Below are 13,654 nucleotides of genomic sequence, written 5' to 3' on the forward strand. Positions count from 1 at the left end.
CTCCATTATAGGCGTCTGCCAGAGCCTGTTCAACGCGGCGTTTTCTCTCGGCTCGAAGGTTATCGTTCCTGTGCACGACCGTTACCTGAGGGTTTCGCCGTCCGCGCCCGGATGCAATATCGCTTGTATGGGCCGTTGGCCTGCGATTACTCTGGCGGCCAGGGGTCGGAAACGATGGGGCGGGAGCAGACATTGGCATCAAATCGGGGATCATGTGTTCTTGTGATACAAGGACCGGACACGTGCCGGGCTGAGACGCAGTGATGAAAAAATCGCTTGCCGCCCGAATTCCCCGAAAGAAAGTGACCTGGCCGCAGGCGCGCGCGTTTTCCGTGCATCTGCTTACTGCGTCCGGCTCGTTCCTGGCGTTCCTTTCGCTGGTGGCTGCCAGCGAACAGCGCTGGACGGCTATGTTCTGGTGGCTGGGTCTGGCGCTTTTTGTCGATGGCATCGACGGACCAATCGCGCGCAAGCTTGAGGTGAAGGAAATTCTTCCAACCTGGTCGGGTGAACTGCTCGACAACATCATCGACTATGTCACCTACGTCCTAATCCCTGCTTTTGCCCTCTACCAACGCGGCTTCATGGGCGAGAACCTGTCCTTTGTGGCTGCGGCGATCATCGTGGTATCCAGCGCCATCTATTATGCCGACACTGGAATGAAGACGAAGGAGAACTTCTTCAAGGGCTTTCCGGTAGTGTGGAACATGGTTGTGTTCACGCTGTTTGTCATCGAACCGGGTGAATGGGTGTCGTTTGCCGTGGTGGTGGTCGCGGGCATACTCACATTCCTGCCGATCAACTTCCTGCATCCTGTCCGGGTGGTACGGCTGCGGCCGCTCAACTTGGGCATGACGCTGCTCTGGTGTGCCTTCGGGGCGCTGGCGCTGGCCCAGGCCGCGCTGGCTAACTTCTACAACCAGATCGGCGTCCTGGGCGATCAGGTCAGTATTTTGACCAAGGTGGGTATCACCATCACCGGCATCTATCTGTTTGTCATCGGCGGCGTGATGCAGCTTTTCCCGAACCTTGGACTGAAAAAGAGCTGACACCATGAGCACCACGATTGAAGTCGCCGCTTATGGCGGACCCGACGTCCTGTCCATCGTGGACCGCGATCCGGGCCATCCCGGGCCAGGCGAAGTGTTGATCCGGCACGCGGCCATTGGGCTGAATTTTCTCGACGTCTACTACCGTTCCGGCCTCTACCCGGTGCCAGATGGTCTGCCGCTCGTGCTAGGCAGCGAAGGCTCAGGCGTGGTCCTGGAAATCGGGGCTGGGGTGAGCGATCTCAAACCTGGCGAACGTGTGGCCTACACCGTTCCGCTTGGTGCCTACCGCGCGGAGCGCGTCATCGCGGCTGACCGGCTGGTCAGGGTACCGGACACCATCGCCGACGATCAGGCGGCGGCGATGATGCTGAAGGGCATGACGGCTGAATATTTGCTGCGCCGCACCTTCAAGGTCGCGCCCGGCCAAACCGTTCTCTACCATGCGGCGGCAGGTGGCGTGGGCCTGATGCTTGGCCAGTGGGCCAAGCATTTGGGGGCCACGGTCATCGGGACAGCAAGTTCGGCTGAAAAAATTGCCATCGCCAAAGCGCATGGTTTTGACCATGTGATCAATTACCGCGACGATGATTTTGTTGGCGCGGTCAAAGATATCACCGGTGGCGCCCTGTGTGATGTCGTTTACGATTCTGTCGGCAAGGATACGTTTCCGGGATCGCTTGACTGCCTGAAGCCGTTCGGCATGTTTGTCAGCTTCGGCCAGTCCTCTGGGCCATTGCCGCCATTCAATCTGGCCCTCCTGTCGCAAAAGGGGTCGCTCTACGCCACGCGACCGTCCATCTACAGCTACAATGCCAAGCGAGAGGCACTTGTTGCTTCGGCCGAGGCGCTGTTTGATGTCGTTGCGAAGGGCGTGGTGAGCGTTGACATCTACCAGCGTTTTGATCTGAAGAACGTCGCGCAGGCACACGCCGATCTCGAAGCCCGCAAGACCACCGGCACCTCGGTTCTGATACCGTAGCTTACGCTGGTTTTCTTGAAGCACTTTCAAGCCGGCTCCCGCTTTGCGTTGTGGTCAAGGCGCCTACGATGCATGCTAGGGAACAGATAAGGTCCGCAAAGGGCCGGAGGGGCATAGTGGAAGCCAGTTCTGCGACAGAAGCACAAAACCTGCTTGAGGTGCGCGGCCTGACCAAAATTTTTGGCACGCTCAGAGCATGTGACAGTGTCGACCTGACAATTGCCAAGGGCGAAATACATGCCCTGTTGGGCGAAAACGGCGCCGGAAAATCCACGCTTGTCAAAATGCTGTTCGGCTCGCTCGAACCCCATTCGGGCGAAATACTCTGGAATGGCAAGCCAGTCCGCATCGCCAATCCCCATTCCGCCAAGAAGCTGGGCATTGGCATGGTATTTCAGCACTTTTCACTGTTCGAGGCACTGACCGCGGCTGAAAATATCGCGCTCTCGCTCAATGACGGCACGCCGATCGGCACCATCGCCGCCAAGGCAAAAGCTCTTTCATACGCCTACGGTCTGCCGCTTGATCCGTTCTCGCATGTCGGCGATCTGTCAGTAGGCGAGCGCCAACGCATCGAGATTATACGCTGCCTGCTACAGACGCCGGAGCTCATCATCCTCGATGAGCCAACATCAGTGTTGACGCCGCAGGAGGCCGACCGTCTGTTCGAGACGCTGGAGCGGCTGCGCACCGAAGGCAAATCGATCCTCTACATTTCGCATCGCCTGGAAGAGGTCAAACGTATGTGCGACCGCGCCACCGTGCTGCGACATGGCAAAGTGGTGGGCCATTGCAACCCGCGTGACGAAACGGCAGCCTCGCTGGCACGCATGATGGTTGGCGCTGAGATCGGCACCATCACCCGTTCGCCGACCCCGGATATAGATGCCGCCGAGCCTCTGCTGGAGATCAAAAATCTCGACCGTGAACCAGCGACGCCATTTTCCATTCCGCTGCGTGACATCTCGCTCAACGTCCGCGCCGGCGAGGTGATCGGCATCGCCGGTGTTGCCGGCAACGGTCAGGGCGAATTCTTCGAATCAGTCTCGGGCGAAGCGCTGCAGGACGATGCCGCAACGATACGCATTCGCGGTCAAGATGCGGGGCGGCTCTCAATCACGGGCCGGCGTCTGTTGGGAGCAGCTTTTGTTCCGGAGGAACGGCTTGGCCATGGTGCGGCTCCGCGCATGAGGTTGTCGGACAATCTTTTGCTGTCGCGTCACGCGACCGACTGCAAAGTTTTCCTGGGTGCCGCTGGCACGGTCCGCACTGGCGCAGTTAAGGCAGCGGCGCAACGCATCATCGAAGAGATGGACGTGCGCAAGAGTGCGGTCGACCCTGAAGCAGCAGCGCTCTCCGGAGGGAACTTGCAAAAATTCATCATCGGTCGCGAACTGGATCGTCAGCCTTCGGTTATGATCGTCAATCAACCGACATGGGGCGTGGATGCCGGCGCTGCCGCGCGCATCCGTCAGTCGCTGATTGAGCTCGCGCGCGCCGGGTCCGCGGTGCTGGTGATCAGCCAGGACCTTGATGAACTCTTCGAGATTTCCGACCTCATCGCCGTCATGCACAATGGCACACTGTCGGCGCCTATGCCGCGCGCTGAGGCGACGTTTGAAAAAATCGGCCTGCTGATGGGCGGAGCAGAATCGGGCCATGTCGAACCGGTGCGGGAGATGGCATGATGCGGCTCGAATTGGTCAAGCGTCCCGAACAATCAGCGCTGTTTGCTGCACTGTCGCCCTTCATCGCGCTTGGGCTGACGCTGATAGCCGGCGCGATCATGTTTTCGCTGCTGGGCAAAAACCCGGTCGACGCGCTCTATTACTATTTCGTCGATCCGCTGCGTGAAGTTTGGTCGCTGCATGAACTGGCGGTCAAAGCCGCGCCGCTGATCCTGATCGCGGTCGGGCTATCGGTCTGTTATCTGTCCAACAACTGGAACATCGGTGCCGAAGGCCAGTTCACCATCGGCGCGATTACAGGTTCCATCCTGCCGGTACTGGTGCCCGACTTGCAGAACTGGGCAGTCTTGCCGCTGATGCTAATTATGGGCATGGCCGGCGGCGCCGCTTACGCGGCTATCCCGGCCTTCCTGAAGGCGCGTTTCAACACCAACGAAATTCTCACAAGCCTGATGCTGGTCTATGTTGCCCAGCTCCTTCTCGACTGGCTGGTGCGCGGCCCCTGGCGCAATCCAGCTGGCATGAACTTTCCCGAAACCCGCAATTTTCACGAATATGCGGTGCTGCCTGAAATTATGGCTGCCTCGGGCCGCGCCCACTGGGGATTTGTCTTTGCATTAGTGGCTGCAGTCGTCGTCTGGTTCATTCTGGCGCGCACGCTCAAGGGATTTGAGGTCAAGGTTTTGGGGCAGAGCCCGCGGGCCGGGGCTTTTGCCGGCTTCTCGAGCACCGGCATGATCTTTTTCGCCTTCCTCTTGTCTGGCGCGCTTGCTGGCCTTGCCGGGATCTCGGAAGTGTCCGGCGCCATCGGGCAGCTGCGCCCCACCATTTCCCCCGGCTACGGCTTTGCCGCTATCATCGTTGCGTTTCTGGGACGGCTTAATCCGCTTGGCATCGTCGCGGCGGGGCTTGTGCTGGCGTTGTCCTATCTTGGTGGCGAAGCAGCGCAGATTTCAATCGGCGTGTCCGACAAGGTGGTTCGCGCCTTCCAGGGCATGCTGTTGTTCTCGGTACTCGCCTGCGACACGCTGATCCACTACCGCATTCGCCTTGCCCGAACGGCTAGGGCAGGGGAGGTTGCCCATCATGTTTGAGCAGATATTGATCACCATCGCGACTGCCGCGACGCCCCTCCTGATTGCCGCCGTCGGGGAACTCGTGGTCGAGCGCTCCGGCGTTCTGAACCTCGGTGTCGAGGGCATGATGGTCATGGGTGCTGTCACCGGGTTTGGCGTTGCGCTCACCACTGGCTCGCCATGGCTGGGGGCGCTCGCAGCAATCGTCGTCGGGGCCCTGTTCTCGCTACTTTTCGGCTTTCTGACGTTGACACTTGTCACCAACCAGGTGGCGACAGGACTTGCGCTGACCCTTCTTGGCCTCGGCCTGTCGGGCATGATCGGAGAGGGCTTTGTCGGCCAACCGGGCGTCAAAATGAGCAGCATCGACATTCCCTATCTTACCGATCTGCCGCTGGTCGGCAAAATGCTGTTTGGTCAGGATCCGCTGTTCTATCTGTCCCTGCTGCTCACCGCGGCTGTGGCCTGGTTCCTTTTCCGCTCACGCGCCGGGCTGACGCTGCGCTCCATCGGCGACAACCACACATCTGCACACGCGCTCGGTATCAATGTCATCGGTATCCGCTATCTGGCGGTCATGTTCGGCGGTGCCTGTGCCGGCCTTGCCGGTGCCTACCTGTCGCTGGTCTATACGCCGCAATGGATTGAGAACATGACTGCCGGTCGTGGCTGGATCGCGCTGGCGCTGGTGGTGTTTGCATCGTGGCGTCCCTGGCGGGTTCTGGCCGGCGCGTATCTGTTCGGCGCGGTTTCCATTGGCCAGTTGCATGCGCAGGCGCTCGGTATTGGCGTACCCTCGCAACTGCTCTCCGCACTTCCCTATCTGGCAACAATCGTCGTTCTGGTCCTCATATCGCGGAACCGCCGCTTGACGATGATCAATACACCGGCTTCTCTGGGGCGGCCTTTCGTGCCAGACCGCTAACGTATGATCCAGACGGGGAAATCGGACGGGACACCAAGAAAAAACCTATAAAAACAACAACAGACGGGATAGATATTTCCGCAACACCCTCAAGAGGACGAACACAATGAAAAAAACTCTTCTCTCTTTTGCTACAGCGGCAGCAGTGCTGTCGTTTGGCGCTGTCTCCGCTGAGGCGGCGACAAAAGCCTGCTTCATCTATGTCGGCCCGATCGGCGATTTCGGCTGGTCCTACCAGCACCATCAGGGCCTTGAGGAAATGAAAAAGGAACTCGGCGACCAGGTCGAGACCGCCTATCTCGAAAGCGTGCCGGAAGGCGCCGATGCGGAGCGTGCAATTGAGCGTTTCGCCCGCTCGGGCTGCAACATCATTTTCACCACCTCATTCGGCTATATGGATCCGACCAACAAGGTTGCCGGCAAGTTTCCAGATGTGAAGTTCGAGCACGCCACCGGCTACAAGCGCGAACATCCGAATGTTGCCTCCTACAATTCCAAATTCTACGAAGGTCGCTACATCCAGGGCATCATCGCCGGAAAACTGTCGAAGGCCGGCGTTGCGGGCTACATCGCATCCTTCCCGATCCCCGAAGTAGTGATGGGCATCAACGCCTTCGTGCTCGGCGCACAGTCGGTCAACGCTGACTTCAAGGTCAAGGTCGTCTGGGCGAACACCTGGTTTGATCCTGGAAAGGAAGCCGATGCCGCCAAGGCGCTGATCGACCAGGGTGTCGATATCATCACCCAGCACACCGACTCCACCGCGCCAATGCAGGTCGCGACCGAGCGTGGCATCAAGGCTTTTGGCCAAGCTTCGGACATGATCAAGTTCGGTCCTGAAACACAGCTCACGTCTATCGTAGACGATTGGGGGCCTTACTACACCGAGCGCGTCAAAGCAGTGATCGACGGCACCTGGACCCAGCATGATGTTTGGGGCGGCATGAAGGAGGGCCATGTGGTGATGGCGCCGTACACGAACATGCCCGACGACGTGAAGAAGCTGGCCGAGGAAACGCAGGCCAAGATCACGTCCGGAGAATTCGATCCATTCACCGGCCCGATTGCCAAGCAGGATGGCAGCGAGTGGCTGAAGGATGGTGAAAAGGCAGATGTCGGCACGCTTCTTGGCATGAATTTCTACGTCAAAGGCGTGGACGACAAGCTGCCGCAATAAGTTCGGCTGCAAACTGTGAATGGGAAAGGGCGCCGCGGCGCCCTTTTTCTTTTGGCGCTGCCGCCACTTCCTGACAGAACCCTTCCTGACACAGGGTTGTCAGGAGGGCTTTGCTATAAAGGCGGCATCGTCCAAGGGGAAAGACCATGTTGAAATTTTATCACGCTCCGTTCTCACGCTCATTCGGCGTCTTCTGGCTTCTTGCCGAGCTTGGGATCGAGTATGAAATGGTCGAAGTGGATATTCACGGCGATCATGGCGCGCCGGAACAGTTTCGCCAGATCCAGCCCAGCAAGAAGGTGCCGGCCATTGATCACAATGGCTCCCTCATCACCGAACGTGCGGCTATCACGATTTACCTCGCCGAAGCCTTTCCCCAGACCGGACTGGCACCCGCTATCGGCGACCCTGACAGGGCCAAATTCCTGACATGGAACGTCTATTGCGATTCTGTCTTCGACCCGGTTTTGTGCGCGCGCGCTCATGATCTGGTCTATAGGAACATGGACTATCCATTCGGGCTGTTCGACGACATGGTCGACAATGTCGAGCGCCATCTTGAACAAAACGAGTTCGCTGCAGGCAGCCGTTTCACGGCCGCCGACACGCATCTGGGTTCATCCATTCTTTATACAATGGACATGATGAAACTGCTCCCCGAAAGACCTGCATTCCGGGACTACGCCAACCGCATGGCCGCCCGTGAAGCCTATCAGGCAACATCCCAGCGCGATTACGGAATGGCGATCAAGCTGCCCCATTTTCAAAAACAGTTTGGATCAGGGCAAGCCGGCTAAAATCTATATAGCCTTGCCCGCCAGTCCGTGGGCCCGCGCCCCGTGGAACGCAGTGACAAGGCGCGATGCCAGCAACTTCAGCGCACGCTGCATCGGGCTTTCCGCATATCTCCACACGCCGAAGGCGCCAATCAGCATGACGCCAGTCGTGGCAGCCGCTGCCGGCCAGCGCCCGACCATTGGCGCAAGCGCGTCAATGGCGAGATAGCCAATGTTCTGGTGCAGCAGATAGAGTGGATAGGTGAGCGCACCCGCGGCGAATACAAACTCTGATGGCGGCACGAGCGAGGGAAACCGCAATGCGCCAAACATCAGGCAGAACATGGTGACGTTCGCGGCGATCAACCCGGCTACAGGTACGGCGACGCCGTAGTGGGCTGCCATCCAGTCCTGCGCCACCTGCATGGTTGCGCAGCCGATCGCAAAAGCAGCAAAAAGAAGAAGCAGTGTTTCGGTCGAGCGCCCTCTGGTGGCAAGATGATGCATCAGCATGCCGCTGGCAAACCAGGGCGCAAATTCGGTCAGGAAGAGAATGCGCAAGGCTCCGCTTTCCATCGCAAACTCGTTGACACAAGTCAGCGCCAGCCACCCGACTACCAGTTCCAGTTTTAAACGCGTGTAGGCTCCCGTGATCAGCGCCAAAGTGATCCAGCCATAGAAGATAAGCTCCAGCATGATCGACCAATAGACGCCGTCCATAAAGCTGTGTCCGAAAACCGGTGCGAAGAAGGAAAGATTGGCCACGTACTGGCCAAGGCTGGTTGAGAACAGCGGTGATGCGACCGCCGCCAACACCAGGAAAGTGAGCGTCACGCAGACAAAATAGCCCGGAACCAACCGCACGACGCGGGCTATTGCAAAATCGTACCAGGTGCGCCCCTCGGCCGACCAGGCAATGACGAAGCCGCTGATCAGGAAGAACAGGTTGACTCCGAGATAGCCGTAAATGGCAGCACCTTCAATTTCAGGAAATCGGGTCTCCAGAAAAGCTGGCTCGCCGGCTGCGCCGCGAAACAGATAGTGGAAAAGCACCACCGACAGCGCCGCGACCAACCGCAGGATATCAAGGGTGGGCAGACGTGTGCGCGCGCCGCAGGCCAGTCCTGCACCCATTTCCAGTTTCCCCGTTAACGATTTCGTAACCTTGAGGAAAGTGCAGGCAAACGGTGTGGCGCGCTAGCGCGAACTCATAATGTGGTAAATTGTCGGCCCGGATCTCGACTGAGCTGTGAGCTGTCTTTCACATCCAGCGTGCGGGTTGCGGGCCGCATGTAGCAAGCGGCCCGGTCAGCCTTCCCACTCAAAAAGCTGTACTGAGGTACGGCCATACTTCGACCATTCCGCGATAAATCATGTCGACAGCAACGTAGAGAATGATGAGCAGGCCGACATAGGCGATCCAGCGATGACGTTGCAACAGCCGGGCAATGAAGGTCGCGGCAAGACCCATCAGGGCGATCGACAACACCAATCCGATAACCAGCACGGTGAAATGGTCACGCGCAGCCCCAGCCACTGCCAGCACGTTGTCCAGCGACATTGACACATCTGCGATGACAATCTGCATCGCTGCTTGCGCCAACGTTTTGCGGGGTTTTCCGGACGCCTGAATGGTTCCGTCAGCGCCACTTAACGCGTCAGCCGCCTCTTCTTCGTCAGCGTGCGAGGTGCGCAGTTCGCGCCACATCTTCCAGCACACCCAAAGCAGCAGGATACCGCCGACCAGAAGCAGGCCAAGAATCGCCAGAAGCTGCACGGTGATGGCGGCAAAAAAGATGCGCAGCACTGTCGCTGCAATGACGCCGATCAGGATCGCCTTCTTGCGCTGTTCTGCCGGCAGACCCGCGGCAGCAAGGCCGATTACAATCGCATTATCACCAGCCAAAACCAGATCTATGGCGATAACCTGCATGAGTGCGGAAAAGCCCGCAGCCGTGAAAACTTCCATTCGCGGTCGACCCTTCTGGCTGGAATGTATTCGCCCGCCCTAGCGTGTCGAAGAACGGGACGCAAGGGAAATGGGCTCATGCCACAAAGCACGCATTTTGGGCTAACGAAGTCGTCTCGGGTTGGTTCCGCAAGGCGCACGCAGGGTGACTGCTGCCCACGCAGGCTATTTATAAACCCGCCCCTCCGCCAGTCCGTGATGCAGGAAATGCCAGCGTGGATTGACACCCGCCAGGCGCACATCCTCGTGCAGTGCGAGATAGACGTCATCGTCGAAATCGCGCGGCAGGCGTTGGGCGATATGGTGCCACGTCATCACTGGATTGTCGGCAATGGTACCCGGAAGAAGCGTAATCGGCAGTTTGTATTTCCACGCTGTATAATTGAACGATATCTGGTCGCGCTTGGAAAAGCGCAGCACCTCTTCATGCCATGCGTCCATGGTGGCCGATACCAAATGATCGTTGTGGCGTCGCAAAATGAACCCCATCGAATTGAGGCCGTAATGGGCCGGATAACTTTGCCGGCGGTAGTGTTCAATCTGCGGAAGCACGCATTCGCGCGTGTCGTAAGCGGCAGCAAGCACCGCATCAGCCTCGTCATAAATGCAATCGCGGAGCTCATGCCTGAATGCGCCAAGCCTTACCTCCGACCCGAGATAAAGATCGAATAGCTCGGCGACGCCCAGTTTTAACTCTATCGTGTTGTCGAGATAGAGGCTTTCAGCGTGGTCAGGAAATGCCAGATGCGGACGATGCTTGAAGCTTTTGGAGCGCCGGTGCGGATCAAGCGCTGAGGGCGGCGCCTGGATGATTTTCCACTGTGTTGAATTTAGGTGCGGATCATCGGTGAAGCAGAAAAAATCGATGCCCGGGGATCTTTGCATCGGAAAATTGGACAGCTTTTCAGAATGCCCAAACATGCAGGTATAGACAACACGCCGTGGTTTACGGACATAAGACAACTTCAGAAGGCTTTGCTTCAGTCTTCCGGCCAGTGACATCGCGGCACCCAGGTTGCCTATACCCAGATATTTTGGCGCGGAATGACAGCCGCCGCAAGAGTGTGGCACGGGCATGTTCAACCGCTGGTGCCTCCCGCGCCATTTTTTGATGCACCCGACGTGTTGCTGATGGCGCATGCTCAACCGTTAGAGAACTCCAGGATGTTTGGGGATCTGAGGAGGTCCTGAACCGTAATGCTGTCAGCCGATCAGCCCCAGCGTGATGAGCGCAAGCGCGATGTAGCGACCAGCCTTGGCAATCGTCACCAGCAGCAAAAAGCTCCAGAACGGCTCGCGCAGGACGCCGGCAGCGACAGTCAGCGCATCGCCAACGAGCGGTGCCCAGCTAAGCAGAAGGCTCCAGCGGCCCCAATTGCGGTACCAGCCGGTGGCGCGCTCCAGCGCCCGGTCGCTGACAGGAAACCAATTCCGCCTGCGATATTGCTCGACAAAGCGGCCAAGCATCCAGTTGGTGACCGAGCCCAGCACATTACCCGCAGTCGCCACCACCACAAGCACCACAGGCGAATGAGCGCCAAGTGCCAACAGTCCCACCAACGCCGCCTCCGACTGCGCAGGCAGGATGGTTGCGGCAACAAACGCGACGGCGAAGAGGCCGATAAGGGGGAGGAGGGTTTCCAAACGTTAGCTCACATTGGGAGGCTTGATGACATCGCTTCACGATTCGTAGTTTGACGGCCGCTACCGGTCTTGTGGATCCCCAATCCCCACAAACGACCAACAGGAGCGGTCAGTGACAGGCATCCCTATCAAAGTATGGGCGTTGCGCTAGTGAGAAGCTGGCCGGATCGTTGATCTTGCGATTTCACTGATTGCCGCGCTGGTGGATGTAGGTGCGCAATTGCGTCACGGGATCAGCCATGCTGGCAAAACCGCTATTCATAACCATCGGCCATAAATGATCACCAATTTCTCACGTGGCCGGCCATAAAGACAAGGTCTACTGGACAATCAATTCCGGATTGGTTTAGCGAAACACCCGTGGCAAGTATTTGATCGAGATTGATTTCGAAAGCAGCGCTCACTAAACCTCGCGCAGTTCACGCCACCAGCAGGAACATTATGCCGAACCTCGTCATACCCGCTCCGAACGTTCACACGATCCCCACCAGCGATGGAGGGGCGTTCCCCGTCCGGCGCGTCTACTGTATCGGACGTAATTTCGCGGCCCATGCCGTCGAGATGGGTCACGACCCTGACCGTGAGCCGCCATTCTTCTTCCAAAAAAATCCAAACAACCTCGATGCATCAGGGGAGTTTCCCTATCCGCCGCACAGCACAGATGTGCACCACGAGGTGGAGATGCTCGTCGCGCTTAAGTCGGGTGGAACAAAGATTTCGCTGGAATCGGCGTTGGATCACGTCTGGGGTTACGCAGTCTGCCTGGACATGACCCGCCGGGATCTGCAGGGCGAAGCCAAGAAGATGGGCCGCCCTTGGGAGATCGGCAAAGCGTTTGAAAGGTCGGGCCCAGTAGGTCCGCTGCATCCGGCTTCTGAAATCGGCCACCCATCCAATGGTCGTGTCGAACTGAAGGTGAATGGCGACCTGCGCCAGGAGGGCGACCTCAACCAGATGATCTGGAAAGTGCCCGAAATGATCGCTTACCTCTCAGAATATTTTGAACTCAAGGCCGGCGACGTCATAATGGCCGGAACGCCGTCAGGCGTGAATGCAATCGTTCGGGGCGATCTGATGGAGGCAAGCATAGCGGGTGTCAGCTCGCTGTCGGTCACAGTCATATAAATTCACACCAGATGCCTTGGTCACATCCCCAACCGCGAATGTGATCAAATTGCCAATATTTCAGCATCGGTGCCACAGCTCTTTGCGGCCATTAATCGGTTAACAAGTTCCCATGGGACCCGCGCCATGCTGGAGACAACGAAAACTGCCAACTACCGCGAAAATTGCGCCAACTGTCGTGGCCCGCTCGAATATGAGGCGATTGCCAATCGTAATCGATTCTGTTGCGGTGAATGCCGCGATGTATTGCAGGCGTATCGCGATGTATCACTACGCGGCATCCGAGGCGGCAAAGTGGATCTATCTGGTCGCGGCTAAGTTAGATGCACCGGGGCGCGCATGCGAGTGGTGGTCCGGCACATCATATCGAGCAGCCCGACCTGCCACGGATACGCGCTGTCCAGAGCACGTGGCAAAGCTTCGCGAGCAAAGGGCCGGACGTGCGATTCCGAATCGCGAATGCAAGAGCCCGGAATGCTCCAACACTTTCCACCCCCGAAACCGCAGCGTCGAATATTGGTGTGGAAAATGTCACCGCGATCATCAGGCCGTCGTCCTAGGTATGGACATGTGCGCAAATCCCGCCTGCGGGAAACTGTTTGATAAACGCTTCGCCTTCGAGAAATATTGCGAAGCCAAGTGCCGTCGAGAAATGGAACATGTTCGACTGCTGCCCGGGATGCGTTGCGCATGGTGTGGTGAGCTATTCTCTCCGCTGAAAATCAGCAGCAAGTTTGTAGCCGATGCCATGCCAGCCGGGCACGAGTAGGAAAGGCCGGCGCTTTTCGGCCCGAGGAAATCAGCTAGATTCCCTTGGTCGCTGATCGTTCTGTTCGAGCAGATATGTTCGATACCATTCCTCAAACTCGATCATTTCTCCAGTAATCTCAGAAAGTGGAAGCTTTCTCATGGCACGAAAAATGTAAAATGGGGTATTTTCAAGGGTAAACTCAAAAGAATTTGACCAATACTCGGTGCGATGTTTCAACCAGTTTCGCTCAATATTGACAGCGTTAATCCAGAAGGAGCGCCCCAGTTCGGTGACGGCCATTTCGTCACGTAATAGCGTCGTTGTAACCTCTATCGTTGGATCGCCCGGCAGCATGTCTTCGGCTGCCCCCGCCAATGTTATTGCCGCATCGTAGTCACCGGACAAAAGGGCTCCGATTGCAAATTGCACCTGTCGAGCAGCGGCCTTTTCTTTTGTCAAGATAAGAGCCCGATCGAGTGGTTCAAATTTCAT

At 57.7% G+C, this 13,654-nt stretch carries 13 protein-coding genes; 8 read left to right on the top strand and 5 right to left on the bottom strand.

What is annotated here, in order from left to right; genetic code table 11:
- Window positions 1-263: 263 nt before the first annotated feature.
- The 7 genes from pcsA (at window position 264) to GA830_RS13955 (ending at window position 7,694) form a co-directional block, all read left to right on the top strand.
- Window positions 264-1,049, top strand: a complete 786-nt coding sequence (gene pcsA / locus GA830_RS13925) for a phosphatidylcholine synthase (RefSeq protein WP_195162418.1) — start codon at window positions 264-266, stop codon at window positions 1,047-1,049.
- Between the two features lie 4 nt (window positions 1,050-1,053).
- Entirely contained in the window at window positions 1,054-2,031 is a 978-nt protein-coding gene (locus GA830_RS13930) for a quinone oxidoreductase family protein (protein WP_195162419.1), read from the top strand.
- Between the two features lie 68 nt (window positions 2,032-2,099).
- Window positions 2,100-3,719 carry an ABC transporter ATP-binding protein gene (locus GA830_RS13935; RefSeq protein ID WP_195162420.1) on the top strand — a complete coding sequence of 540 codons (1,620 nt, stop codon included), beginning with the start codon at window positions 2,100-2,102 and terminating at the stop codon, window positions 3,717-3,719.
- Window positions 3,719-4,813 (top strand): ABC transporter permease, encoded by a 1,095-nt coding sequence (locus GA830_RS13940; protein WP_195164958.1) that lies wholly within the window; start codon window positions 3,719-3,721, stop codon window positions 4,811-4,813. Before GA830_RS13935 ends, GA830_RS13940 begins: the two co-directional genes overlap by 1 nt.
- Window positions 4,806-5,720: an ABC transporter permease gene (locus GA830_RS13945; protein WP_195162421.1), complete on the top strand. Its 915-nt coding sequence runs from the start codon at window positions 4,806-4,808 to the stop codon at window positions 5,718-5,720. Before GA830_RS13940 ends, GA830_RS13945 begins: the two co-directional genes overlap by 8 nt.
- A 106-nt stretch (window positions 5,721-5,826) precedes the next feature.
- On the top strand, window positions 5,827-6,897 hold the full coding sequence (locus GA830_RS13950) for a BMP family ABC transporter substrate-binding protein (RefSeq protein ID WP_195162422.1): 1,071 nt from the start codon (window positions 5,827-5,829) through the stop codon (window positions 6,895-6,897).
- A 146-nt stretch (window positions 6,898-7,043) separates the two neighbouring features.
- Complete coding sequence (locus GA830_RS13955; RefSeq protein WP_195162423.1) at window positions 7,044-7,694, top strand: glutathione S-transferase family protein; 651 nt, start codon at window positions 7,044-7,046, stop codon at window positions 7,692-7,694.
- Between the two features lie 3 nt (window positions 7,695-7,697).
- Here GA830_RS13955 and GA830_RS13960 read toward each other — a convergent pair whose 3' ends face one another.
- From GA830_RS13960 to GA830_RS13975, 4 genes are all read right to left on the bottom strand, one after another.
- Complete coding sequence (locus GA830_RS13960; protein ID WP_195162424.1) at window positions 7,698-8,807, bottom strand: acyltransferase family protein; 1,110 nt, start codon at window positions 8,805-8,807, stop codon at window positions 7,698-7,700.
- Between the two features lie 187 nt (window positions 8,808-8,994).
- Window positions 8,995-9,642, bottom strand: a complete 648-nt coding sequence (locus GA830_RS13965) for a TerC family protein (protein WP_195162425.1) — start codon at window positions 9,640-9,642, stop codon at window positions 8,995-8,997.
- Between the two features lie 165 nt (window positions 9,643-9,807).
- Window positions 9,808-10,527: a glycosyltransferase domain-containing protein gene (locus tag GA830_RS13970; protein WP_195162426.1), complete on the bottom strand. Its 720-nt coding sequence runs from the start codon at window positions 10,525-10,527 to the stop codon at window positions 9,808-9,810.
- 318 nt (window positions 10,528-10,845) lie between these two features.
- The gene (locus GA830_RS13975) at window positions 10,846-11,286 is read right to left on the bottom strand and encodes a YqaA family protein (protein WP_195162427.1); all 441 of its coding nucleotides are present in this window, start codon (window positions 11,284-11,286) and stop codon (window positions 10,846-10,848) included.
- 441 nt (window positions 11,287-11,727) lie between these two features.
- On the opposite strand from GA830_RS13975, the gene GA830_RS13980 reads away from it, so the two are divergent.
- Window positions 11,728-12,411 carry a fumarylacetoacetate hydrolase family protein gene (locus GA830_RS13980; protein ID WP_195162428.1) on the top strand — a complete coding sequence of 228 codons (684 nt, stop codon included), beginning with the start codon at window positions 11,728-11,730 and terminating at the stop codon, window positions 12,409-12,411.
- 799 nt (window positions 12,412-13,210) lie between these two features.
- Here the strand turns inward: GA830_RS13980 and GA830_RS13985 are convergent.
- Window positions 13,211-13,654 (bottom strand): hypothetical protein, encoded by a 444-nt coding sequence (locus GA830_RS13985; protein WP_195162429.1) that lies wholly within the window; start codon window positions 13,652-13,654, stop codon window positions 13,211-13,213.

It is taken from the genome of Mesorhizobium sp. NBSH29, from assembly GCF_015500055.1.
Lineage (GTDB): Bacteria > Pseudomonadota > Alphaproteobacteria > Rhizobiales > Rhizobiaceae > Neomesorhizobium.